Annotated in this window: 23 protein-coding genes; 22 read left to right on the top strand and 1 reads right to left on the bottom strand. The window is 59.7% G+C overall.

Going from position 1 to position 25,112, the window contains the following annotated elements; translation table 11 throughout:
- The first annotated feature begins 17 nt into the window (after positions 1 to 17).
- The 9 genes from dtd to VE23_RS08955 all read left to right on the top strand — a co-directional run bounded on the left by dtd (position 18) and on the right by VE23_RS08955 (position 11,670).
- Complete coding sequence (dtd, locus tag VE23_RS08990; RefSeq protein WP_048745166.1) at positions 18 to 461, top strand: D-aminoacyl-tRNA deacylase; 444 nt, start codon at positions 18 to 20, stop codon at positions 459 to 461.
- 105 nt (positions 462 to 566) lie between these two features.
- Positions 567 to 737, top strand: coding sequence for a hypothetical protein (locus tag VE23_RS26430; protein WP_157053934.1), 171 nt, complete (start codon positions 567 to 569; stop codon positions 735 to 737).
- A gap of 571 nt (positions 738 to 1,308) precedes the next feature.
- Complete coding sequence (hisS, locus tag VE23_RS08985) at positions 1,309 to 2,556, top strand: histidine--tRNA ligase (RefSeq protein ID WP_049867814.1); 1,248 nt, start codon at positions 1,309 to 1,311, stop codon at positions 2,554 to 2,556.
- Between the two features lie 136 nt (positions 2,557 to 2,692).
- Positions 2,693 to 4,531 carry an aspartate--tRNA ligase gene (gene aspS, locus VE23_RS08980; protein WP_049867813.1) on the top strand — a complete coding sequence of 613 codons (1,839 nt, stop codon included), beginning with the start codon at positions 2,693 to 2,695 and terminating at the stop codon, positions 4,529 to 4,531.
- Positions 4,532 to 4,637: 106 nt separating this feature from the next.
- On the top strand, positions 4,638 to 5,393 hold the full coding sequence (locus VE23_RS08975; RefSeq protein ID WP_048745163.1) for a tRNA threonylcarbamoyladenosine dehydratase: 756 nt from the start codon (positions 4,638 to 4,640) through the stop codon (positions 5,391 to 5,393).
- 196 nt (positions 5,394 to 5,589) lie between these two features.
- Entirely contained in the window at positions 5,590 to 6,633 is a 1,044-nt protein-coding gene (add, locus tag VE23_RS08970; protein WP_049867812.1) for an adenosine deaminase, read from the top strand.
- 389 nt (positions 6,634 to 7,022) lie between these two features.
- The gene (locus VE23_RS08965; RefSeq protein WP_021878649.1) at positions 7,023 to 8,330 is read left to right on the top strand and encodes a replication-associated recombination protein A; all 1,308 of its coding nucleotides are present in this window, start codon (positions 7,023 to 7,025) and stop codon (positions 8,328 to 8,330) included.
- A gap of 297 nt (positions 8,331 to 8,627) precedes the next feature.
- Positions 8,628 to 9,983 (top strand): Nramp family divalent metal transporter, encoded by a 1,356-nt coding sequence (locus tag VE23_RS08960; RefSeq protein ID WP_083436296.1) that lies wholly within the window; start codon positions 8,628 to 8,630, stop codon positions 9,981 to 9,983.
- Positions 9,984 to 10,281: 298 nt separating this feature from the next.
- Complete coding sequence (locus VE23_RS08955) at positions 10,282 to 11,670, top strand: hemolysin family protein (RefSeq protein WP_049867811.1); 1,389 nt, start codon at positions 10,282 to 10,284, stop codon at positions 11,668 to 11,670.
- A gap of 72 nt (positions 11,671 to 11,742) precedes the next feature.
- Here the strand turns inward: VE23_RS08955 and mnmA are convergent, their stop codons facing one another.
- Positions 11,743 to 12,876 (bottom strand): tRNA 2-thiouridine(34) synthase MnmA, encoded by a 1,134-nt coding sequence (gene mnmA, locus VE23_RS08950; RefSeq protein ID WP_021878645.1) that lies wholly within the window; start codon positions 12,874 to 12,876, stop codon positions 11,743 to 11,745.
- A gap of 391 nt (positions 12,877 to 13,267) precedes the next feature.
- Between mnmA and cymR the strand changes: the two genes are divergently transcribed.
- From cymR to VE23_RS08885, 13 genes are all read left to right on the top strand, one after another.
- The gene (gene cymR / locus VE23_RS08945) at positions 13,268 to 13,687 is read left to right on the top strand and encodes a cysteine metabolism transcriptional regulator CymR (RefSeq protein ID WP_048745159.1); all 420 of its coding nucleotides are present in this window, start codon (positions 13,268 to 13,270) and stop codon (positions 13,685 to 13,687) included.
- Between the two features lie 15 nt (positions 13,688 to 13,702).
- Positions 13,703 to 14,854, top strand: coding sequence for a cysteine desulfurase family protein (locus VE23_RS08940; protein ID WP_021878643.1), 1,152 nt, complete (start codon positions 13,703 to 13,705; stop codon positions 14,852 to 14,854).
- 14 nt (positions 14,855 to 14,868) lie between these two features.
- Positions 14,869 to 15,426: a PRC-barrel domain-containing protein gene (locus VE23_RS08935; protein WP_232316851.1), complete on the top strand. Its 558-nt coding sequence runs from the start codon at positions 14,869 to 14,871 to the stop codon at positions 15,424 to 15,426.
- 13 nt (positions 15,427 to 15,439) lie between these two features.
- Positions 15,440 to 15,646: a hypothetical protein gene (locus VE23_RS08930; protein ID WP_021878641.1), complete on the top strand. Its 207-nt coding sequence runs from the start codon at positions 15,440 to 15,442 to the stop codon at positions 15,644 to 15,646.
- Positions 15,647 to 15,966: 320 nt separating this feature from the next.
- Complete coding sequence (locus tag VE23_RS08925; RefSeq protein ID WP_048745158.1) at positions 15,967 to 17,037, top strand: AI-2E family transporter; 1,071 nt, start codon at positions 15,967 to 15,969, stop codon at positions 17,035 to 17,037.
- A 425-nt stretch (positions 17,038 to 17,462) separates the two neighbouring features.
- Positions 17,463 to 20,099, top strand: coding sequence for an alanine--tRNA ligase (gene alaS / locus VE23_RS08920; protein WP_048745157.1), 2,637 nt, complete (start codon positions 17,463 to 17,465; stop codon positions 20,097 to 20,099).
- A 141-nt stretch (positions 20,100 to 20,240) separates the two neighbouring features.
- Entirely contained in the window at positions 20,241 to 20,501 is a 261-nt protein-coding gene (locus tag VE23_RS08915; protein ID WP_048745194.1) for an IreB family regulatory phosphoprotein, read from the top strand.
- A gap of 38 nt (positions 20,502 to 20,539) precedes the next feature.
- A complete protein-coding gene (gene ruvX / locus VE23_RS08910; RefSeq protein WP_021878637.1) occupies positions 20,540 to 20,953 on the top strand; it encodes a Holliday junction resolvase RuvX in 414 nt (137 codons plus the stop codon).
- Positions 20,954 to 20,961: 8 nt separating this feature from the next.
- Positions 20,962 to 21,270, top strand: a complete 309-nt coding sequence (locus VE23_RS08905; protein ID WP_048745156.1) for a DUF1292 domain-containing protein — start codon at positions 20,962 to 20,964, stop codon at positions 21,268 to 21,270.
- Positions 21,270 to 21,578 carry a DUF1292 domain-containing protein gene (locus tag VE23_RS08900; protein ID WP_049867810.1) on the top strand — a complete coding sequence of 103 codons (309 nt, stop codon included), beginning with the start codon at positions 21,270 to 21,272 and terminating at the stop codon, positions 21,576 to 21,578. Before VE23_RS08905 ends, VE23_RS08900 begins: the two co-directional genes overlap by 1 nt.
- Positions 21,579 to 21,708: 130 nt before the next feature.
- Positions 21,709 to 22,782 (top strand): endolytic transglycosylase MltG, encoded by a 1,074-nt coding sequence (gene mltG, locus VE23_RS08895; RefSeq protein ID WP_049869671.1) that lies wholly within the window; start codon positions 21,709 to 21,711, stop codon positions 22,780 to 22,782.
- A gap of 23 nt (positions 22,783 to 22,805) precedes the next feature.
- Positions 22,806 to 23,744: a peptidase U32 family protein gene (locus tag VE23_RS08890; RefSeq protein ID WP_049867809.1), complete on the top strand. Its 939-nt coding sequence runs from the start codon at positions 22,806 to 22,808 to the stop codon at positions 23,742 to 23,744.
- Positions 23,745 to 23,771: 27 nt separating this feature from the next.
- On the top strand, positions 23,772 to 25,025 hold the full coding sequence (locus VE23_RS08885) for a peptidase U32 family protein (protein ID WP_373864515.1): 1,254 nt from the start codon (positions 23,772 to 23,774) through the stop codon (positions 25,023 to 25,025).
- Positions 25,026 to 25,112: the final 87 nt, after the last annotated feature.

Genomic DNA, 25,112 nt, shown 5'->3' with positions numbered 1-25,112 from the left:
GAGGACGGTGGCCCATCGTGAAAGTCGTCGTTCAGCGCTGCTCCAGCGCATCGGTCTCTGTCGGGGGCGCAGTCGTCGGCAGCATCGGCCAGGGACTGATGCTGCTTGTCGGACTTACCCATGAGGACACCGAAGTCGATATCACCTGGATGGCGGACAAGGTCGCGAACCTGCGCATCTTCGAGGACGGGGACGGGAAGATGAACCTGAGCGTGCTCGACGCGGGCGGCGCCGTGCTTTCGGTGTCCCAGTTCACCCTGTACGGCGATTGCCGAAAGGGAAGGCGTCCCAACTTCATGTCCGCAGCCCGGCCGGAGCATGCCGAGCCGCTCTACGAAGCGTTCAACGGAGCGCTGCGCGCGCTGGGGCTCCAGGTGGAGACGGGCCGTTTCGGGGCCATGATGGATGTATCCCTCGTCAACGACGGTCCGGTTACGCTGATCGTGGACAGCCGCGATTAATCCCTGCTTCCCGGACTAACGAAGACGTTATGCGGCAACACTACTTACCGGAACCTCGACAGACGCTTCATAAGCGATTTGACGGCGAGAAAGGAAGTGGCCGCCATGCGGCAGGGACGCAAAATGCAGATGCTGAGCCGCGCTTCCAGCCGGATTCTCCAGGCGGACAGACGGGAAGCGCTGCTGCTGGACGATCTGGAGGACGATCTGGAGTTCGCGGAAGACTGGGCTGGGGGCGGACCCGCTCCCAAAAAGGAAGATCGGGAAGATAGCTGACCTTTCATGCCGGCAGAAGCGATTTTGTCATCCAATTGTAATCTGGGCAACATCATCGCTTAACACAGCCGGGCTATACTTGATCTCGACCCCCTTTTTAATATGGCAAGACTTCAGAGCCCGCTTGCCGGGCTCTTTTTTTTGTTCCTGCGAGGAGAGCGGCTTGACTTGATCCCTTTACAGCGGTAGAATGAATTTCAATTGAAACCAACCTTTGATGATGGGAAGAAGTACTCTGCGCGCACGTATCCAGAGAGGGACGCCGTTACGGCTGCAAGCGTCCTTATGGTGGCGGGAGGAATGACATCCCGGAGAACATCCGGCGAAGAAGGCTTTTGCGCGCATGACGGCGCAGCCTTTGCGTAGACGGCATGCGTGTGACGGGCGTTAACCGTTCTTTGAAGCGGATGGACCGGCCTTAGGCCTTTTGTCCGGAATCAGGGTGGCACCACGGGAGATCGAGCTCTCGTCCCTGACGACCTTACGGGGTCGTCAGCGGACGAGAGCTTTTTTTGTCGATGAACATAGGTTGGAATGCGATGATAGCGAGCAAAAGCAAGGAGGGGCGGTTATGGGATTTCAAAAAATGCCGGGAACGCAGGATCTGCTGCCCGGACAAGTCGAGAGATGGCAGTTCGTCGAAAGCAAGGCGAGGGAAATATGCCGCAGATTCAACTTTCGCGAAATTCGTACGCCGATGTTCGAGTCGACGGACTTGTTCCGGCGCGGCGTCGGGGAGACGACGGATATCGTCGAGAAGGAAATGTACACGTTCGAGGACCGCGGCGGGCGCAGCCTGACGCTGCGTCCGGAAGGAACGGCCGGCGTCGTGCGCGCTTATGTCGAAAACAAGATGTACGGCGAACCCGATCTGACGAAGCTGTATTACATCGGGCCGATGTTCCGCTATGAGCGCCAGCAGGCCGGACGTTACCGCCAGTTCCACCAATTCGGCGTGGAAGCGCTCGGGTCGGTCGATCCGGCGCTCGATGCGGAGGTCATCGCGCTTGGATATACCTTCTACACGGAGGTCGGCCTGAGAGACGTGCGCGTGGAGATCAACTCCGTCGGGACGCCCGAGGTGCGCGCGGCGTTCCGCGGCAAGCTGCTTGAGTTCCTGGAGCCCAAGCGCAGCGTTCTATGCAAGGACTGCCAGTCCCGCATGGACCGCAATCCGCTGCGGGTACTGGACTGCAAGCACGACCAGCATCACTTCGAAGGCGCTCCGTCGATTCTCGACAGCCTGGACGAAGCCAGCAGCCGGCATTTCGAAAAGGTGAAGCAGCATCTGAGCGATATGGACATCCCGTATGACATCAACTCCCGGCTCGTGCGCGGACTTGATTATTACACGAATACCGCCTTCGAGTTCAAGGCGGAGGGCATCGGCGCCATCGACACGATCGGCGGCGGAGGCCGCTACAACGGCCTCGTCGGCGAAATCGGCGGGGCGGACCCGCCCGGCGTCGGATTCGGCCTCGGAATCGAGCGCACCGTCATGATTCTGGAGCACCAGCAGGGCGGCGAGGCGGCCAAGCCGCGCATCGACGTGTATCTGGTCGCTCTCGGCGAAGCGGCGGAGCGTGAGACGGCCAAGCAGCTTCAGCTGCTTCGCCAAGCCGGCTTGTCCGCAGAACGCGACTATCAGGGACGCAAGATGAAGGCGCAGATGAAATCGGCCGACCGTTACGCCGCGCGTTATACGGCGATTCTGGGCGACGACGAGCTGGCGGCCGGCCAGATTTCCCTTAAGGAGATGGATACCGGAGAGCAGCGCATGGTTCCTCTCGCAAGCTTGGCTTCCGAAATCAAAGGCTGATCCGCATTCGGAATCCAACTGTCGACCGCATCCTTGAAAGTTCGGCCTTAGCCGCGGAATCGGAATTTCCAGCGATTTCAAGGCTCCTCAAATAGAGCATGGGAACCCGTGCCAATCATCCGAAGGAGTGACAGAAATGAGCGAACAAGCTTATCAATGCGGACGGCTGACCAAAGCCGACGTAGGCAAGACCGTGGAACTGAAAGGATGGGTGCAGCGCCGGCGCGACCTCGGCGGCGTGCTGTTCATCGACCTGCGCGACCGCACGGGCATCGTACAGATCGTCTTCAATCCGGCTTATTCGGGCGACGCGCTCGGCATCGCCGACCGCGCGCGCAGCGAGTATGTGCTCGCTGTGAAGGGAACCGTCGTTGAACGCGACGCGGAAACTCGCAATCCGAACCTGGCCACCGGCGAGATCGAAGTCCGCATCACCGAGATCGAGATTCTCAATGCCGCCAAAACGCCGCCGTTTCCGATCGAGGACGGCATCGAGGTCGACGAGCCTCTCCGCCTGAAGTACCGCTACCTGGACCTGCGCCGTCCGGAGATGCAGCGCACGCTGCTGCTCCGCTCCAAGGCGTCCAAAATCTTCCGCGACTTCCTCGACGGAGAGGAATTCGTCGAAGTGGAAACGCCGATCCTCACCAAGAGCACGCCGGAGGGAGCGCGCGACTATCTCGTGCCGAGCCGCGTGCATCCGGAGGAGTTCTACGCGCTGCCGCAATCGCCGCAGCTCTTCAAGCAGCTGCTCATGGTCGGCGGCGTCGAGCGCTACTACCAGATCGCCCGCTGCTTCCGCGATGAGGATCTTCGCGCCGACCGCCAGCCGGAATTCACCCAGGTCGACATCGAGACTTCCTTCCTGACGCAAGACCAGCTGCTCGCGATGATGGAGAAGCTGGCCCAGCGCCTGTTCAAGGAAACGGTAGGCGCCGACATAACTGCCCCGTTCCAGCGCATCACCTATGCGGATGCCATGGACAAATACGGCTCCGACAAGCCGGATCTGCGCTTCGGTCTGGAAATCGAAGATATTACGGACATCGTAAAGGACAGCGACGTGAAGGTGTTCGCGAGCGTAGCTGCTTCCGGCGGCGTCGTACGCGTCCTGAACGCCAAAGGCTGCGCAGGATGGAGCCGCAAGGAGCTTGACGACCTACAGCCGTTCGCGGCCCGCTACGGCGGCAAGGGACTTGCCTGGATTACGGTGAAGGAAGGCGAATGGCGCGGTCCGATCGTGAAATTCCTCAAGCCGGAGGAGATTCAGGCGCTGACCGGGCGTCTCGGCGTTGAAGAAGGGGATCTGCTGATGTTCTCCGCCGACAAGAAAAAGGTCGCAGCCGACGTTCTCGGCAACCTGCGGCTGAAGGTCGGACGCCAGCTGAACCTGATCGACGACTCCGTCTTCAAGTTCGCCTGGGTCGTGGACTTCCCGCTGCTCGGCTGGGACGAGGAAGCGAAGCGTTATGTCGCCGAGCATCATCCGTTCACGCGTCCGAAGGATGAGGATCTGCATCTGTTCGACACCGATCCCGGAGCGATCCGCGCTCAAGCCTACGATCTGGTGCTCAACGGATACGAGGTAGGCGGCGGTTCGATGCGGATCTACAAGCGGGATATCCAGGAGAAGATGTTCGCGGCGCTCGGCTTCAGCATGGAGGAGGCGCATGAGCAGTTCGGCTTCCTGCTGGACGCTTTCGAATACGGCACGCCTCCGCATGGCGGCATCGCTTTCGGCCTGGACCGCCTCATCATGCTGCTGGCCGGCCGCACCAACCTGCGCGAGACGATCGCCTTCCCGAAAACGGCGAGCGCGACCGACCTGCTGACGGCGGCTCCTTCTCCTGTGGATATCGCCCAGCTTCAGCAGCTGCATATCCGCACGGTTGCGAAAGCGGGCTCGAAGCCGGCTCCGGGAACGGCGCCGGCTCCGGGAACGGCGCCGGCTCCAGCCCCGGCCGTTCAATCGTAGTCGAGGGACCCCTGCAAATTACAGGCATGGAAGCAGGCCGCACCGGAACCGGTGCGGTTTTGCCCTGCCTGAAAGGATAACGAAAAGGATAAAGGAGGAAATGCCCATGCTCAATCAATTTTCCCGAACGGAGCTTGCCTTCGGGCCTGAAGGCATCGAAGCCATGAAGCGGAGCACCGTCGCCGTGCTCGGCATCGGCGGCGTCGGCTCGATCGCGGCCGAAGCTCTGGCCCGTACCGGCGTCGGCCGGATCATCCTGATCGACAAGGATGTCGTGGACATCACCAATATCAACCGGCAGATCCACGCCTTGACGACGACGGTCGGCGAGCCGAAGGCGGATCTCATGCGGGACCGCATCAAGCTGATCAATCCCGAGTGCGACGTCGTCAGCCTGAGAATGTTCTATACCGAGGAGACGTACGAGAAGCTATTCGAATACCCGCTCGATTATGTGCTCGACGCATCCGACACGATTTCCTACAAGGTCCACCTCATCAAGCAGTGCCTGGAGCGGAACATTCCGATCATCTCCAGCATGGGGGCTGCGAACAAGGTCGATCCGACCAAGTTTCAGGTGACGGATATTTCCAAGACCCATACGGATCCCGTCGCGCGCGTCGTCCGCCAGAAGCTGCGCCGCGAAGGCGTGAAGAAAGGGGTCCAGGTCGTCTTTTCGTCGGAAGAGCCTAAAAAGCCGCGCGAGGACGTCACCCAGCGGATCGTGCCGGACAACGCTCCGGAAATCCGCAAAGCCCAGCAGCCGCCTGCCAGCAATGCCTTCGTGCCGCCGGTAGCGGGACTGATCATGGTCAGCGTCGCCGTTCGGGAGCTGCTCGCCAAATCCGGAATTTCTCTGTAAGCTTTCCTGTTCAATAGACAAAGGCGGATCTCGATTAGAGGCCGCCTTTGTTTTATATCTATTCATAATATTACATATTAAGTTATGTATAGGGTAGATATACAATTGAAAAGGCCTATTTTGCGTAATCTATATTGACATAAAGCTTCAAATTGGATACCATCATCTCTAATTAATCTACGGGATGGTGCATATCATGGTCACGACGAATCTGATGAGGCGTTTGCCGAAAATCGAATTGCACTGCCATCTCGACGGAAGCGTCAGGCCGGCGACAGCCGCGGAGATCGCCGAGGAGGAAGGAATCGAGCTGAGCTGCCGCGATTTGCGGGATTTGACGGACCGCATGACCGCGCCTCCTTCCTGCAGCAGTCTGGTGGAATATTTGGAGCGGTTCGAGCTTCCGCTGCTGCTGATGCAGTCGGCATCCTCGCTGTCGCGCATCGCATTCGAGGCCGCAGAGGATGCGGCTCTGGACAACGTCCGCTACCTGGAAGTGCGCTTCGCGCCGCATCTTCATACCCGCCGGGGGCTGACGGTCGAGGAGGTCATCGAGTCCGTCGGCTCCGGCCTTCGCGCCGCGGAGCAGAAATACGGCCACTGCGTGCGCATGATTCTGATCTGCATGCGGCATCATGGACAGATGGACAACGAGGAGATCGTGAGGGCCGCCGCGCGCTATTATGGGCAAGGAGTTGTCGGGGTCGATTTGGCCGGCGACGAGGCCGGCTATCCGAACGAGCTGCATGCGGAAGTATTCGAGCTGGCCGACCGCCTCGGGCTGCCGATCACGATCCATGCCGGCGAGGCGGCGGGGGCATGCAGCATCCGCTGCGCGGTCGAGAAGCTCCGGGCGCGCCGGATCGGACACGGGGTCAGGCTGCAGGAGGATGCCGAGGTGACGGAGCTCATCCGCGTCAAGGGAATTCCCCTCGAGCTGTGCGTCATCAGCAATGTGCAGACGAAGGCGGTATCCTGCATGGAGGCGCATCCGATCCGCAGCTACCTGGACAGCGGCCTGCTGGTGACGGTCAATACGGATAATCCGACCGTCTCGGGAACGAACCAGACGCGGGAGTACGAAAATCTGACTCGCCGGTTCCGCTTCTCCGCCGGAGATATCCGCAAGGTCGCCGGCCATGCGATCAATGCGGCTTTTGTCGACGAGGACCGGAAGCGCCAGCTGCGGGAGTTGTTCGAGCGCGAATGGTCCGAGCTTGGGCTGGCGGCGGAGGCCTGAGATTGCCGGGCCGAGCCATCCGCAACCGGAGGATTTCCAGGCGAAGGAATTGATTGCCAAAGACCTGAATGGGATTGAAACAGCAGGCGTGAAGGAAAGGCAATTCCGGATTGAAAAGGGGACAGACTTTGTGTCTGTCCTTTTTCTCGTGCGTCGGAGGTTCAGCTGTCGGCCGCGCAGGGGAATCCCGGCTTCGCCGTAATGCTCCAGGAGCGGAACGGGCGGAGCCAGGTTCAGCTTCGGCTCAAGCGCGATGGATTTCATGGCGAACGTTTGTGCCCTATCCGCAGCTGTGATACACTTTTTCTAAAGGAATCCGGATGTCCGGGAACCGGCTGCGGCCTTCCCGGACATCCCTCAGTCCAGCATAGTACAGGGGATGTTGCGAGATGGACTTATTTGATTATAAAGAAGAAAAGGAGCAGCCGCGGGCGCGGCTGCTTGCGGACCGCATGCGTCCGCGGACGCTGGACGAATATATCGGCCAAGAGGATGTCGTCGGCCCCGGAACGCTGCTGAGGCGCGCGATCGAAGGCGACCAGGTCAGCTCGCTGCTCCTGTTCGGCCCTCCGGGCAGCGGCAAAACGACGCTGGCGAACATCATTTCCAACCGTACCGAGGGGGAGTTCGTGAAGCTCAATGCCGTCGATGCGTCGGTCAAGGATGTGCGGGACGTCATCGAGCGGGCAAAGAGCGCCAAGTCCCTGTACGGGCGCAAGACGATTCTCTTTCTCGACGAGGTGCACCGCTTCAACTCTTCGCGCCAGGATGCGCTGCTTCCGGCGGTCGAACAGGGAATCATCATCTTCATCGGGGCGACGACCGAGAACCCGTTCCATTCCGTCAACGGCGCCTTGCTGTCCCGCTCGACGCTGTTCCGTCTCCACGCGCTGGAGAGCAGGCATGCGCTGGAGGCGATGTCCCGGGCGATCGCGGACAAGGAGCGCGGGCTCGGATTCATGAAGCTGGATGTGGAGCACGAAGCTCTCGAGCATATCGCAGGCATGGCGGGAGGAGATATCCGCCGCGCGCTCAACGCCCTTGAGCTGGCGGCCGTGACAACCCCGTCGGAGCCGGACGGCACGGTCGTGGTCACGCTGGAGGTCGCCCAGGAATCGATCCGCAGCCGGGCGGTCCAAGCGGATGAATCGACCCAATACGACGTGCTGTCGGCTTTCCACAAAAGCATCCGGGGTTCGAGCGATGCGGCCTTGTTCTGGTTTCTGTACGCGGTGGAGAAGCTCGGGATGGACCCGATGGTGTTCATCCGCAGGCTGATCGTCGCTTGCAGCGAGGATATCGGACTTGCGAATCCGCAGGCGATGGTGCAGGCGGTGACGAGCATGGACGCCTATCACAAGATCGGCTGGCCGGAAGCCAAGTACAATGTGGCGCAGGCGATCCTTTTCGCTGTAGAGAGTCCCAAGTCCAACGCGGCCGCCATGGCGATATCCAGAGCGACGCAGAAGATCGAAGCGGTAGGAACGGCGGAGGTGCCGATGCACTTGAGGGATACCCACTACAAGGGCGCCGGGAAGCTCGGCCACGAAGGGTACAAATACCCGCATGATTTCCCCGGCCACTACGTCGTGCAGCAGTATTATCCGGATCGGCTGGCCGGCTCGTCCGTGTATGAAGCGACCCGCCAGGGCATGGAGGACAAGATCCGCCAGAACCAGGACCGGCGTCCCAAATAGACGGAGCGATATGTCCGGCAAGCGCCGTGCGGTCCGGTAAAATCAGGGCGGTTACAACGGAAAAGGAAAGATCGGAGGGACCGGTCCTTCCTTTTTTTGTTTCTTGTGTTTTGAAACGAGAAAAAAAGGCTATTCAAATAAAAAGGTTAGTGCTAAGATTTAAGCATAGGAACATTTGCGGAGATGGGTTCATATACAAGTAAGACAGGATCAAGATCGAATGGCTCTTTTTTTTGGTTCAAAAGTTTCCCTAGGTCAACATATATGGATGGATACAAGTTTAGGAGGAGAGACATCATGAACGAGGAAAGCGCCCTGATCACTACCCGGGATAAAGGCTGGAACCGCGCATCCGGCAGGCCTTCGCTCGCTGAAGTGAACGGCTCCCTGAGCGTTCCGACGAAAGGCGGATGGTTCCGGAAGCTGCTCGCCTTTATGGGACCGGGATATCTGGTTGCCGTCGGATACATGGATCCCGGCAACTGGGCGACGGATCTGGCCGGAGGCTCGCTGTTCGGCTACACGCTGCTGTCGGTCGTCCTGCTGTCCAATCTTATCGCGATCCTGCTGCAAGCGCTGGCCGGCAAGCTCGGCATCGTCACCGGCAGGGATTTGGCGCAAGCCTGCCGCGACCATTACAGCAAGCCTGTATCCGTCGCGCTGTGGGTGCTGTGCGAGCTGGCGATCGCGGCTTGCGATCTGGCGGAGCTGATCGGCACCGCCATCGCCCTCAATCTTCTATTCGGCATGCCGCTCCTGTGGGGCGTCATCCTGACGGCATTCGACGTCATCATCGTCCTGATGCTGCAGAACAAAGGCTTCCGCTACATGGAGGCGCTCGTCATCACGCTGATCGGCACGATCGGCCTCTGCTTCCTGATCGAGCTGTTGTGGGCGCAGCCGGTCATGGCCGATGTCATGAAGGGCTTCATTCCCCGGGCGGAAATCGTCTCCAACCCGGCCATGCTCTATATCGCGATCGGCATCCTCGGAGCAACCGTCATGCCGCATAATCTGTATCTGCATTCTTCCATCGTCCAGACGAGGAAATTCGAGCAGACTCCGCTCGGCAAGCGCGAAGCGATCCGCTACGCGACCTGGGATTCGACGATCGCCCTTTTTCTGGCCCTGTTCATCAATGCGGCCATCCTCATCGTAGCCGGAGCGGTCTTCCATACTTCCGGCCATACCGATATCGCGGATATCGGCGATGCGTACCATCTGCTGACGCCTCTCATGGGCGGGGCGCTCGCCAGCATCCTGTTCGGCGTCGCTCTGCTGGCGGCCGGACAGAACTCGACCTTGACGGGAACGCTGGCCGGACAGATCGTCATGGAAGGCTTTCTGAACATCCGCATGAAGGCTTGGCTGCGGAGGCTGATCACCCGTCTCATCGCAGTCGTGCCGGCCGTCATCGTGACCTTCATGTACGGGGAGAAAGGGACGACCGACCTGCTCATTTTCAGCCAGGTGGTGCTGAGCTTCCAACTGAGCTTTGCCGTATTCCCGCTCGTGCTGTTCACGGGAGACCGCAAGAAGATGGGCGAGTTCGCCAACAAGCCGGCAACCAAAGTTCTGGCTTGGACGTGCGGCTGCCTGATCGCCGTGCTCAACCTGTACCTGCTCGGCGCTACGATCTACAGCTGGATTTGAACGGAGATTCCAGGATAGGCAGGACTCTTCGCCGGACCACGGCGGAAGGGTCCTTTTTTCTTCTTCTTGCTTGTCCCAAACGAGCTTCAACTGTCATATGGGGCTTCTGAGAGCCATAGTAATGGAAATAATCAGACAAATCGTCCTCATGCCGCCGATAACGGACTTATCGTGAGCCGCAGGCGGTTTGACCGGGAATGCCGTCATGGACTACAGTACTTCTTAATAGATTTGATGCCGGGGAGGTGCGCCTGTCCTTGAGCTTGCCGAACATCGGCGCCGGGAGACAGGCAAATGAGTGAGTGACGACCCGTTACCGCTGAGTCTAAGCATTATCGTGGTTCTTGTATTGGTTTTCCTGAACGGTTTTTTCGTGGCGGCCGAATTCGCCATGGTGAAAGTCCGCGGCAGCCGGATCGGCTCCCTTGTCTCGGAGGGCAACGGCAGAGCCCGTTTCGCGATGCGCCTGACGGACAATCTCGATGCTTTCCTTTCGGCTTGCCAGCTCGGCATCACGCTTGCCTCCCTCGGTCTCGGGTGGGTCGGGGAGCCTGCCGTCGCCCGCCTGCTGGAGCCGCTTTTTTCCCGCTTCGGAATCGACGGCCTCGCCTTGAACACCGTCTCCTTCATCATCGCCTTCACCTTGATCACGCTGCTGCATATCGTCCTCGGCGAGCTGGCTCCCAAGACGATCGCCATCCGCAAGGCGGAGCAGGTGACGCTGTTGACGGCCGCTCCGCTCGTCCTGTTCCATCGGATCATGTACCCCTTTATCTGGGCGCTGAACGGCATGGCGAACCTGCTGCTGAAGTGGATCGGAATCGAGCCTGCTTCGGAGCATGAATCCGCCCATACGGAGGAAGAGATCCGCATCCTCATGAAGGAAAGCCACAAAAGCGGGCTGATCGACAACACCGAGCTGACTCTGGTCGACAACATCTTCGATTTTGCGGACACGCATGCCCATGAGATCATGATCCCCCGCACGGAGATGATCTGCCTTTCCATCCAAGCCCCCTTTGCCGAGAACAGGGACATCGCCCTGGAGCAGATGCATACCAGGTATCCCGTCTGCGACGGGGACAAGGACAACATCATCGGATTCGTCCATATCAAGGATCTGCTCAAGGCGGGTCCCGACCTTCACGATCTGCGGCAGATTCTGCGGCCCATGACGACGGTTCCGGAATCGATGCAGATCAGCTCGCTGCTGAAGCTGATGCAGAAGCGCAGAACTCAGATCGCGATTCTGATCGACGAGTACGGAGGCACTTCCGGCCTTGTGACGCTGGAGGACATCATGGAGGAGATCGTCGGAGAAATCCAGGATGAATTCGACGAGGAGAGGCCCGATGTCGAGCAGACGGGGGAGGCCGCCTATTCGCTCAGCGGGCTGATGCAGCTCGAAGAGGTCGCCGCCCGCTTCGGGCTGGAGCTGGACTCGGAGGATTACGATACGCTCGGCGGCTGGCTTTATTCCCGGATCGAGATTCCGCCGACGCGGGGACAGAGAGTCGCCATGTCGGATGAGGCTGAGTTCGTCATCGAGGAAACCGACCATTTGCGCATTTCCAGAGTGGCTCTCCGGATGCTGAGGCCCGCGGGAGCGGAAGAAGAGGCCGCTGCCGCGAAGCGTCAGACAGCTGCCAGCTCCGAGCCGAATGCCGGAGCGACCTGGCCTTCCTGAATAAGCAACGATGCGAAAAAGCCCTGCAGTGCCGGATAACCGGCGCTGCAGGGCTTTTTTGGAGGCTGCGGATCATCGGGCGGCAACGCCTTCCGGATAATCCGCCTCTCGGACGAGATGCACCTTGTCGATCGTGCCTCCGCCGAGGCAGGTGTCGCCGTCATAGAACACGACGGCTTGGCCTGGAGTGACCGCCTTCTGCGGTTCGTCGAAGACGACCTCCGCCGTCCCGTCGGCCGACAGCCTCAGCGTCACGCCTTGGTCGCGCTGGCGGTAGCGGAATTTGGCTGCGCAGCGGATCTCGCCGGCCGGCAGCTCGGGCGCGATCCAGTTGATGCCGCTTGCGGTTAGCGACGAGGAATAGAGGCGTGGATGCGATTCGCCCTGAACGACGTACAGGATATTGGATTCAAGATCCTTGTCGGCGACGAACCAAGGCTCTCCGTTGCCGGAGCCGCCGATGCCTAGTCCTTGGCGCTGACCAAGCGTGTAGTACATGAGTCCGTCATGGCGTCCTTTGGTCTCGCCGCTGCGCAGGTCGACCATCGGTCCGGGCTGCGCGGGAAGATAGCCGCTCAGGAACTGCTTGAAGTTCCGTTCGCCGATGAAGCAGACGCCGGTGCTGTCCTTTTTGCGGGCGGTCGCGAGGCCGTGCTCCTCGGCGATGCGGCGGACTTCCGGCTTCGGCAGATCGCCGATCGGGAACATCGCCGATGCCAGCTGTTCCTGGCTGAGCTGATGCAGGAAGTAGGTCTGGTCCTTGTTGGAATCGACTCCCCGCAGCAGACGGGTGACGCCGTTCCCGTCGCGCTCGACGCGGGCGTAATGGCCCGTGGCGAGATAATCCGCTCCGAGCGATTTGGCCTTGGCGAGGAATTCCCCGAACTTGATCTCGCGGTTGCACATCACGTCCGGGTTGGGCGTGCGGCCCCGGCGATACTCGTCCAGGAAATAGCTGAACACCTTGTCGAAATATTGGCGTTCAAAGTTCACCGTATAATAAGGGATTCCGATCTGCTCGCAGACCTTCCGCACATCCTCGGCGTCCTCGTCCGCGCTGCAGACGCCGTTTTCGTCGGTCTCGTCCCAATTTTTCATGAAAATGCCGATGACGTCGTATCCCTGCTGCTTGAGCAGCAGAGCCGTAACCGAGGAGTCGACTCCTCCGGACATGCCGACGACGACGCGTGCTCCCGTTTGTGCCATTTATCTCCACCACCTTGACAATCTTGCTCTTTCCCTGCTAATCTGACAACTTGTGTTCCATCCACTCAGGGCAAGGGGAGCGTAAAGCCCATTGTAGCATATTTCCTGCCCGCTTATCATGCATTCTGCGCGTATTTTAGCGGACGAATGGGGTGGAATATGTTAACATAGCAGTTAAATGGGAATACCTTGAATTAATCCACGCAGCCGTGAACCTGCAGAATAGAGATCGAGAGGCCGGAGGCCGCGGAGAAGACGGTGCTTTCCAGGCCCGTACTTTGGCAAATATCGCCTTGGACCGCATTTCAGAGGGCTAGAACGCGATATTAACGGCCATCCTGCCTCGAAGGTTAGTCTTCAACATCTGTCAAACAGGGAAAGAGGTGCAGCCTTGAAAATTTCAACCAAAGGCCGTTACGGCTTGACGATTATGATGGAGCTCGCCGCCAAATTCGGCGAAGGTCCGATTTCATTGAAGAGCATCGCGGAGAAGAACTCCCTCTCCGAGCATTATCTGGAGCAGCTGATCGCGCCCCTGCGCAACGCCGGGCTGGTCAAGAGCATCCGCGGAGCCTACGGCGGCTATATTCTGTCCAAGGATCCCGAGACGATCACCGCAGGCGACGTCATCCGCATCCTGGAGGGACCGATCTCGCCCGTCGACTTCACGGAGGAGGACGATCCGGCCAAGCGCAACCTGTGGCTGCGCATCCGCGACAGCATCGCGGAGGTGCTGGATTCCACGACGCTCCAGGATCTGATCCAGTATACGGAGAAGAGCGAGAACGACAGCTATATGTTCTATATCTGACCGGGAGAGAGGCCAATGGAACGCATCTATTACGACCATGCGGCGACGACCCCGCTGCATCCGCTTGCCGCTGAAGCGATGCTGGCCGTCATGCAGGGCCCGCCGGGCAATGCCTCCAGCATCCACAGCTTCGGCAGGGAGGCGCGGCGCCTCGTCAATGCTTCCCGCGAAGCCATCGCGGCTACGCTGGGCTGCAAGCCCGCCGAGATCGTCTTCACCTCCGGCGGCACGGAAGCCGACAATATGGCTGTCCGCGGCGTCATGGAGGCTCAGGCCGCGGCAGGCAGGCGCCATCTGATCACAAGCCGGGTGGAGCATCATGCCGTGCTCAGGGAATGCGAGCGCCTGGAGCGGACAGGCATCGAGGTGACGTATCTGCCCGTTGACGAATTCGGCCTCGTATCCGTGAACGACCTGAAGGAAGCGCTGCGGCCGGATACCGGACTCGTAAGCATCATCTATGCGAACAACGAGACGGGCACGGTGCAGCCGATCGCCGAGCTAGCCGCATTGGCGGGCGCGGCAGGAGTGCCTTTCCATACCGATGCGGTGCAAGCCTACGGCAAGCTGCCGATTGATCTGGCGGTCCTTCCCGTCCAGCTCCTCTCCGTCACGGCCCACAAGATCAACGGGCCGCATGGAGCGGGCGCCTTGTTCGTTCGCCAAGGAACCCTCATGCATCCGCTTCTCGTAGGCGGCTCGCAAGAGAAGAAGCGCCGCGGCGGCACGGAGAATCTGGCCGGCATCGCCGGGTTCGCCAAGGCCGCGAAGCTGGCTGCGGAGAAGCTGGAATCGGATGCGCTTCGTCTCGACGATCTTCGCCGGCAATGGATTTCTTTCATGGACGAGGCGGCCGAAGGGGGAGTCGTCGTCAACGGGCATGAGGAGAAGCGGGTGCCGGGAATCGTCAATCTGAGCTTTCCCGGCTTGGACAACGAAGCGCTGCTCATGAATCTCGACCTGGCGGGAATCGCCGCTTCGGCGGGCTCCGCCTGCACGGCTGGAGCGCTGGAGCCTTCCCATGTGCTGCAGGCGATGGGGCTTCCCCGGGAGCGTCTGCAGACCGCGATTAGATTCAGCTTCGGATTGGGCAATACTAAGGAGGAAATGGCGCTGGCCGCACGAAAGGTTGAAACTTTTCTGCGCCGTAATCGTAATTCTTCTTAGGAGGCGGATGCCGCATGGCGACTCCGGCCGTTCCCGTGATGAAGCTTCAGCATATCATCGGACTGCCTGTCCTGATCTCCCATACCGGCCGTATGGCCGGACGCATCAAGGATGCCTGGTTTGACGAGCATTGGAAGCTGAAGGGATTCGTCCTGGACGGCTGGTGCTGGAAGCCGCGTACCGTTCGGACCGTTCTCTGGGACGAGGTGCTGACCTGCGGTGAAGACTGCGTCTTCATCCGGGGCAAGGAATCCGTCCGCACGGCGAAAGTGTCCATCGCGCAGCGTTCATTCCTGAACGGATGCGTGAGGCTGAAGGATCTTCCGGTCGTCACGGCAGGCGGCAGCCAGCTTGGACGAGTGTCCGATGTTTATATCGACCCGTTCTTGGGTACACAGTTAGTAGGTTTTGAACTGACGGACGGTTTTGTCTCCGATCTCATGGATGGACGGAGATGGCTGAGAGCGCCCCGGGATTCCGACGTCTTCTTGCTTGGCGAAGATGCGATCATCGTCCCGACGATGGATGAGAGTTCCCTGGAGCGCGTCGCAGCTTCCGATCCGTACATGTAGGGAGAAATGACCAATGACATTGAAATGCCCCAACTGCAATTCCCGAGATATCGGCAAAATCGGCTCGCATCAGTTCTATTGCTGGAGCTGCTACATCGAGCTGACGGTGAACGGCGACAAGATGAGCGTCTACCAGGTGGAGGAAGACGGCACGCTGAGCTCGCTCGACGATCTGTTCTTCGAAGAGGATATCGCCTCCTCGGAGCTTCACGCCAACTGACGGCTGTCCAACCGGAATCCACGCCCCTGAGCGCTTTGCGCATCAGGGGCTTTTGCATTTAGGCGGCTTTCGGGAACTGCCCCAAGCTTGGAGCGGAATGCCTCGTTTCCCGCAGACGCCGGAATACGGACTGCCGACACGGGTGCAAGGTCAGGCGCGCATCCAGCCTGGGGCCGCGGAGCCGCCAAGCGGCTTGCTTGGCTGAGCGGGAAAGGTATGGAAGGCGGCAGAAGGACATATACTGTAACGACCTGCCGGGGAAGACAGGCCCTTTAGGCATCGCTCCCGGCCCGAGCAAGGCGCCAGGGGAGGACGGCAACATGGACAAGCTGAGGCAGAACCGCGTCCTGATGACGCTCATATACATCATTCTGGGGCTGCTGGCCCTGTTTTTGCTGCTTCTCATCAAGCCGATGCTGATGGATGCGTACCGGTTCGTCCGCGCGGTGCTGACCCCTTTCCTCATCGCGATGGTCATCTCGTACGTGCTTCATCCCGTCGTCAGCCTGCTCAGCGCCAGGCGGGTGCCGCGCACGATCGCCGTCCTGCTCATCTACGCCGTGTTCTGCACCGCTCTGACCGTCATCCTGATGAATCTCATCCCGATGGTGGCCGGCCAGGTGCAGGAGCTCGGAGAGCATGCGCCTGAGCTTACGATGAGAGCCAAAGGCATGATGGAGGATTTCAACAACACTTCCTTCCTGCCGGACAGCCTGCGCAGCGGCATCGAGCGCGCGCTGGTCACGATGGAGAAGAAGCTGACCGAGACGACCGCCGATTTCCTGAACAATATCGGCTCGATGCTGAATGTCGTTTTCCTGGCGTTCATCATTCCGTTTCTCGTTTTTTATATTCTGAAGGACTTCGACGTGATGGAGCGGACCGTCGTTACCTACATGCCCAAAGCGCACCGCAAACATCTGGTCCGGATGTTCAAGGACATAGACGAGGCGCTTGGAAGCTACATCCGCGGGCAGTTTCTCGTATGCGTCATCGTCGGGCTGCTGGCCTATGCCGGCTATCTGATCATCGGAATGCCCTATGCGCTGCTGCTGGCCTCGATTGTCGCCGTAACCAACATCATTCCGTATCTGGGCCCGTTCATCGGAGCGGCGCCGGCGCTGCTCATGGCATCCACCGTTTCGGTGAAAATGATGCTGCTCGTCGTCGTCGTCAACACGCTGTGCCAAATTCTGGAGGGCAACGTCATCTCTCCCCAGGTCGTGGGCAGGACGCTCCACATGCACCCGCTGTCGATTATTTTCGCCCTGCTGGTCGGAGGGGAGCTTGCCGGCATCGTCGGCATGATTTTGGCCGTTCCCGTCTTCGCTGCGCTGAAGGTCATCCTCCAGCATTTGTTCGCTTATTACATTCGGCGGCGCACCGTCTGAATCGAGGGGCGTCAATTTGACAAAAGGCTGTTTTTTTCTTATAATGCATGGCATATAGGTCTATTTTCAGCTTCCATACACACAGCGTTGATGAGATAACAAGTAAGCCGCAGCCCGGCATTCAGAGAGAGGATTCCTTCCGGCCTTGCGCCGGTCGGCTGCAAGAATCCCCGTGCCGAAGAGCGTGCCGAAGCTGGTCTCGGAGCGTGGATGAACTCCACCGGCAGCGGATCCGTTATCTTCCGCATCGAGGAGATTGCCCCCTTCGGTAGCCCAAGCGGCGGCTGGAGAGCGGCAGTAACCAGGGTGGTACCGCGATATGAATCGTCCCTGTCGGCTGACAGGGGCGTTTTTTACGTTTTTTCAGGCTTATCGACAAGCAAGACGAGTAGACCAAAATCCCTAGTGGAAGGCTGGAATTTTCGATGAAAGCTGCAGAAATCCGTTCCAAATGGCTGAAATTCTTTGAAAGCAAAGGCCACAAGGTCGAGCCGAGCGCTTCGCTCGTGCCGCATAACGATCCTTCCCTGCTGTGGATCAACGCGGGCATCGCTCCGCTCAAGCCTTACCTTGACGGACGCCAGATTCCGGACAATCCGCGCATCACGAACGCGCAGAAATGCATCCGTACGAACGATATCGAGAATGTCGGCAAAACCCGCCGCCACCATACGTTCTTCGAGATGCTCGGCAACTTCTCGATCGGCGACTACTTCAAGGACGAGGTCATCGTCTGGGCGTGGGAATTCCTGACCTCCAAGGAATGGATCGGCTTCGATCCGGAGCGTCTGTCGGTGACGGTCCATCCGGAGGATGAGGAAGCGTTCAAGCTCTGGAACGAAACCGTCGGACTGCCTGCCGAGCGCATCATCAAGCTGGAAGGAAACTTCTGGGAGATCGGCGAGGGGCCATGCGGACCTTGCACGGAGATCTTCTACGACCGCGGCGAGAAATACGGCAGCGATCCGTCCGATCCCGAGCTTTACCCCGGCGGCGAGAACGAGCGCTACCTGGAGGTTTGGAACCTCGTGTTCACCCAGTACAACCTGAACAAGGACGGCAGCTACACGCCGCTGCCGAACAAGAACATCGATACCGGAGCCGGGCTGGAGCGCTTCGCTTCCATCCTTCAGGATGTCGACTCCAACTTCGACACCGACCTGTTCGTGCCGATCATCGAGAAGGCCTGCTCCATCGCCGGCGTCAAATACAAGGAAAAAGAAGATACGGACGTTGCCCTCAAGGTCATCGCCGACCATGTCCGCACCGTCGTCTTCGCAGCCGGAGACGGCGTGCTGCCGTCCAATGAAGGACGCGGCTACGTCATCCGCCGCCTGCTCCGCCGCGCGGTGCGCTACGGCAAGTCGCTCGGCGTGGACCAGCCGTTCCTGTACCGCCTGACGGAGACGGTCGGTGACGTCATGGGCGTCTATTATCCGGAGATCGAGGCCAAGCGCGAATTCATCGAGAAGGTCATCCGCGGCGAGGAGGAGCAGTTCCACCGCACGCTCGACAGCGGCCTCGGCCTGCTCGGTCAGCTCGTGGAAGCGGCCAAAAAGGACGGACGCGCCGAAATCGGCGGCGAGGATGCCTTCAAGCTGTACGACACGTACGGCTTCCCGTTCGACCTTACGGAAGACTTTGCAGCCGAGAACGGCCTGTCGGTCGATCGAGGCGGCTTCGACCAGGCGATGGACGCCCAGCGCCAGCGCGCTCGCGCCGCGCGTCATGAAACGGGCGGAATGAGCGTTCAGGGCGGCGCTCTGTCCGAGTTCACCGAGCCGAGCAGCTTCATCGGCTATGACAGCCTGTCCGCTGAAGCGGTCGTGACGGGCATCTTCGTGGACGGAGAGACGGCGGACATCGCCGGCGAAGGCAGCCGCGTGCTGGTCGTTCTCGACCGCACGCCGTTTTACGCTGAAAGCGGCGGCCAGATCGGAGACAAGGGAATCATCAGCGCTCCGGGAATGAAGCTTGAGGTGGAGGATGTCACCAAAGCTCCTCACGGCCAATCGGTCCATCATGCCCTCGTCGTAGAGGGAACGCTCCATAAGGGCGCCAAGGTCCAGGCCGAAGTATCCGGAACGTCGCGCGGCGATACGGTGAAAAACCATACCGCGACCCATCTTCTGCACAAAGCGCTCAAAGACGTGCTCGGCGGCCATGTCAACCAGGCGGGCTCGCTGGTCGAGCCGGAGCGTCTGCGCTTCGACTTCTCCCATATCGGCTCCATTTCCGCGGAAGAGCTGGCCGATATCGAGCGCCGCGTCAACGAGCAGATCTGGAAGGGAACGGACGTCGTCATCGAAAGCAAGCCGATCGCCGAAGCGAAGGCGATGGGCGCGATGGCTCTCTTCGGAGAGAAATACGGCGACGTCGTGCGCGTCGTCCAGGTCGGCGACTACAGCCTTGAGCTGTGCGGCGGCTGCCATGTAGAGAACACGTCCCGGATCGGGCTGTTCAAGATCACCGGCGAGACGGGCATCGGCTCCGGCGTGCGCCGGATCGAGGCGGTCACCGGCCGGTTTGCCTACGCGTATACGGAAGGCCGGCTGGAGCTGCTGGAGCAGGCGGCCGGGCTCGTGAAGGCCGGCGTATCCGAGCTGCCGCGGCGCATCGAGGCGCTGCTCGGCCAGGTGCGCGAGCTGCAGCGGGACAACGAGTCGCTTCAAAGCAAGCTGTCCCGCATCGAGGCAGGCTCGCTGGAGAGCAAGGCCGTATCGGTCGGCGGCGTGACTGTGCTGGCCGCTCAGGTCAGCGCTCCGTCCATGGATGCGCTGCGCGGCATCGCCGACGAGCTGAAGCTCAAGCTGCCGGAAGCGGTCATCGCGCTCGGCGCGGCGGCCGAAGGCAAGGTCAATCTGGTCGTATCCGTGTCTCAGGATCTCGTGAAAAAGGGCTTCCATGCGGGCAAGCTCATCAAGGAAGCGGCGGCTGTATGCGGCGGCGGAGGCGGCGGAAGGCCCGATATGGCTCAAGCCGGCGGCAAGGATCCTTCCAAGCTGGAGGAAGCGCTCAAACTTGTCGAAGAACTGGTTCTCGCGCAGTCAAATGTGATATAGTAAGGATGTATCTCAAGCGGAGCCGGCTGTTCTGTCGAAGGACGGCCGGCGCTTGCGCAGGGAAGTAGAGAATTTCATTTAATTCTATACGACTCCGAAGAGCCTCCTGAGCGGGGGCGAGAGGAAAGCGAGGTGCTGGCGGTGAGCTCCATGGACAAGACAATGAAGTTTGACGTGGTTGCGGACGGTCCTGAGGCTTCCTCGAAGGATATCCTGCTGACGGTGTACGACGCGCTGGTGGACAAGGACTACAATCCGATCAACCAGATCGTCGGGTATCTCCTGTCCGGAGATCCCGCTTACATCCCGAGGCACAACAACGCAAGAAGCCTGATCCGCAAGAAGGAACGAGACGAGCTCATTGAGGAATTGGTGCGCTCCTATCTGGCCAATCACCGCTGATTGAACGGCAGGCTGGCGACTGGAGAGGGTAGCGGCAGATGAGATTGATGGGCTTGGATTACGGCGACCGCCGAATCGGCGTTGCCCTCAGCGACCCGATGGGCTGGACTGCCCAGGGGCTCGAAGTGGTGCAGCGCAGGGACGGCAGCGAGATGCAGCGTCTCGCCGCGCTTGCGGCTGAGCACGAAGTGGTTGGAATCGTTGTCGGGCTGCCCAAGAACATGAACGGCAGCATCGGTCCGCGTGGCGAAATTTGCATCGCATTTGCCGAGGAATTGGGGCAAGTACTGAACTTACCTGTACACCTATGGGACGAAAGACTTACGACGGTATCCGCAGAGCGGACGCTCATCGAGGCGGATGTCAGCCGCAAGAAACGAAAGCAGGTCGTGGATAAGATGGCGGCCGCGCTTATTTTGCAAAACTATCTCGACTCTAAGATGAAAAGGTGAGGGTAACGATGGCAAATGACGACATGCAGTACGAAGAGCCGGAAATCATCTATATTCCGGACGAAGACGGCAACGAAGAGGAATTCGAGGTAATCATGAAGTTCGAGGTTGACGGCTCGGACCAGAAATATATGATGGTCGTTCCCCTGAACTCCGAAGGCGGAGAAGAGGATGAAGAGGACGAGGTGTACGCCTTCCGTTACGAGGAGGATGGCGACGATCTCAAGCTGTACACGATCGAAGACGAAGAAGAGTGGAGCATGGTAGAGGAAACGTTCAATACCCTGCTCGGCGAACTGGAGGAAGAACAAGGTTAATGAGCACATCGCAGCCGGAGCGCATCACGCTCCTTAAAGAAACTTTCGGCCGGGAAGTTCTGCTCGTCGACGACAGCGGGCAGGAAATTCCTTATACGGTCCAAGCGGAATTCAGCCTCGGCGACCGCAGCTATGCGGCTCTCCAATCTCCTGCCCTGCGCAAGGAGGGCGAAGTGGAGATGTTCCTGATCGTGCTTGGCGAGGATGGAACTCCAGAGCTGGAGACGATCGAGGATGACGAAGAGTGGGAGCTTGCGGCCGAATCCTATGACGCCCTGCTTTTCGAAGGGTCGGACAACGAGGAATAGCAGTTGACGCAGGGGCGGCTGACACCGCCCCTTTTGGTTGTGTCATGAAAGCGCCGATGAAAGCGGAGTGCCGGCGACACTTGCGAAGCGGGGGACAGGGATAGAGATGCGGAACGAAGAAATGAGCGGCATGCCGGGCGGGCAGCCGTCCGGGCCGGCGAGAAGCCGGATTACGCTTTGGGTAGTACTTACGCTGCTTACCCTGCTGCTCGTGACGGCTGCAGGAATCGCAGGATATATATGGAACGGCCTGCGGCCTGCGGCTGCGGGCGATATGAAGCAAGTGCAGATCGCCCGGGGCATGTCGCCGTTTCAGGTGGCCGACCTTCTGGAGCGCGAAGGCATTATTCGGAATGCCTTCATTTTCAAATATTACCTGAAATTCAAGGAACAGGGCGGCAGCTTCCAGGCTGGAACCTATGAGCTCGCGCCGGGCATGGAGCATGAAGCGATCATCCAGAAGCTGAACAGCGGCTCCACGGTGAAGGAAGCGGTCATCCGGTTCACGATTCCGGAAGGCTATACGCTGCTGCAGATTGCGGACAAGCTGTCGAAGGAAGGCATCATCGACAAGAACCGCTTCCTTGAACGGGCCGATTCCAGTAGTACCTGGGGCGACGCCGAAGCCGTCAAGACGATTCCGGAGGATTCCCGGATCCGCCATCGTCTGGAAGGCTATTTGTTCCCGGATACGTACGAGCTCAAGAAGGGCAGCATCGAGGAGGATATCCTCACCCGCATGGTGGAGGAGACCGATCGCAAGCTTGCCGAGCTGCCTGACCTCGACGAGACGCTGCAGGAGCGGGGAATGTCGCTGCATGAGCTGCTTACCGTCGCCTCTCTGGTCGAGCGCGAGGTCGTCGTCGACGCGGAGCGGGCTGCCGTCGCCGGCGTCATCTACAACCGTCTGGCCAAGCCGATGCGGCTGCAGATCGACGCCACCGTGCAATACTTGCTGGACAAGCCCAAGGAAAGGCTCTACGAGAAGGATCTCGAGGTCGAGAGCCCCTACAACACGTACCGGAGCGACGGCCTGCCGCCGGGACCGATCAGCAGTCCGAGCTTGAAGTCCATCGAAGCTGCGCTGCATCCGGAGAAGAACGAATACTACTATTATGTGACGAAGAAGGACGGCAGCAGCCGTCACCTGTTCGCCGTCACCTACGAGCAGCATCTGAACAACATCAAGCAAAGCGAGAAGTAAAAGGCAAGGAGGAACGACGCAACTTGAATACCAAACCGGAACTATTGACAACAGCTGCTTCCTTGGGCGAGCTCCGCAAGCTCATGGAAGCCGGAGCGGATGCGTTCATTATCGGAGAATCCAAATACGGAGCGAGGCTGCCGGGCGAATTCGGACTTCAGGAGATGGCCGAGGCCGTCGAGGCGGCGCATGGCTTCGTCCGCCCCGTGCGGATCTATGCCGCCGTCAACAACCTGATGGACAATGCGGCCGCAGACTCATTGCCGGAGTATCTCGGCTCTCTGGCGCAAATCGGCGTGGATGCGATCGTCTTCGGCGATCCGTCCGTTCTCGTGACCGCGCGCGAGGCGGCACCGGGCGTGGCGCTGCACTGGAACGCCGAGATGACCTCGACAAGCTACGCCCAAGCCGATTACTGGGGCCGCAGGGGAGCGTCGCGCATCGTGCTCGCGCGCGAGCTGAACATGGAGCAGATCATCGAGATCAAGCAGCGGACCTCTCTGGAGGTTCAGGTGCAGGTGCATGGCATGACGAACATCTACCATTCCAAGCGCTCTCTGGTCGACAGCTATATGGGCCATCTCGGCAAGGAGCCTTCGGAGCTTGACAGCCGTCTCGGCCAAGGGCTCTATCTGATGGAGGAGGAGCGCAGGGACGAGCGCTATCCGATCTACCAGGATGCCCATGGGACTTACATGATGAGCTCCGATGACGTCTGCATGATCGAGAACCTGCATGAGCTGATGGAAGCGGGAATCGACAGCCTGCGGGTCGAAGGCTTGATGAAAACGACGGCGTACAACGAGACCGTCATCCGCGCTTACCGGGCAGCGATCGACGCCTATGCGGCCGACCCGGCCGGCTACGAGTTCAAGGAAGAATGGCTGGACGCCATCCGCGCGCTTCAGGATCCCAGCCGGGAGCTGAGCTACGGCTTCTTCTTCAAAGAGCAAGTCTATTAATCCAAGCAAGCAGGAGGTGAATACATCATGTCTATGACTTCAATTAAACCCCTTCTCAAAGGAAAAAGGCATCGCCTGGACAGGCCCGAGCTGCTGGCTCCGGCCGGCAACCTGGAGAAGCTCAAGTTCGCCGTCCATTACGGCGCCGACGCCGTTTATATCGGTGGACAGAAGTACGGGCTCCGCTCGGGAGCGGACAACTTCAGCTTCGAGGAAATGCGCGAAGGCGTCGAATTTGCCGCCCGTTACGGAGCGAAGGTATTCGTCGCGACCAATATCTATGCCCACAACGAAGATATTGAAGGCCTGGAGGACTATTTGCGCGGACTCGAAGCGGCCGGCATAGCCGCGATCATCGCGGCTGATCCCGCCATCGTCGAGACCGCCCAGCGGGTCGCGCCTGGACTGGAAGTCCATCTCAGCACCCAGCAGTCGGTGCTCAACTGGCGTACGGTCAAGTTCTGGAAGGACGAAGGGCTGCCGCGAGTCGTGCTTGCGCGGGAGACGAGCCTCGAGGAAATCGCGGAGATGAAAGCCCATGTCGACATCGAGATCGAGGCGTTCATCCACGGCGCGATGTGCTCCTCGTTCTCGGGCCGCTGCGTGCTCTCCAACCACTTCACCGACCGGGATTCCAACCGCGGCGGCTGCTGCCAGTCCTGCCGGTGGAAGTACGATCTGTACGTGGACGGCGATTCCGTCAACACCGAGCAGGACAGCCAGTTCACGATGGGCTCCAAGGATCTGTGCATGATCTCGCATCTGCCGGAGCTTATCGAGGTCGGGGTGGACAGCTTCAAGATCGAGGGCCGGATGAAAAGCCTTCATTATGTGGCTACCGTCGTCAACGCTTACCGCCAAGCCATCGACGCTTACTTTGCCGATCCCGAAGGGTATGAGCTGAAGCCGGAATGGGTGGATGAGATCAACAAGTCCGCCAACCGGCCGCTCAATACGGGCTTCTTCTTCGATACGCCGGGTACGGAAGACCATATTTACGAGCCGGAGCAAAAAGCCGCTCCGTACGACTTCGCCGGCGTTGTCCTCTCCTATGACGAGGCGACAGGCGAGGCGGTCATTCAGCAGCGCAACCATTTCAAGCCCGGAACCGAGGTGGAGTTCTTCGGGCCGGGAGGTACCTTCTTCAAACAGACGGTCGAGGAGATCCGCGACTTGGAAGGACAGCTGCTCGATGCCGCGCGGCATCCGCTGCAGCAGGTGCGGATCCGGACGGCTCAGCCTGTCCATCCGATGGATATGATGCGCAAGCGCATCCGCTAAAGCAATCGGCAAAAGCCTTCCATGAGCGTTTGGCGCCTGCGGCTGCCAATCTTTTCCGCAACATGGTTAAACGATATGAATTTAATC

The sequence above is a fragment of the Paenibacillus sp. D9 genome (assembly GCF_001188365.1).
GTDB lineage: Bacteria > Bacillota > Bacilli > Paenibacillales > Paenibacillaceae > Paenibacillus_O > Paenibacillus_O humicus.
The sequence above is the reverse complement of the archived record's forward strand: the minus strand, read 5'-3'. Positions and strand labels throughout refer to the sequence as shown.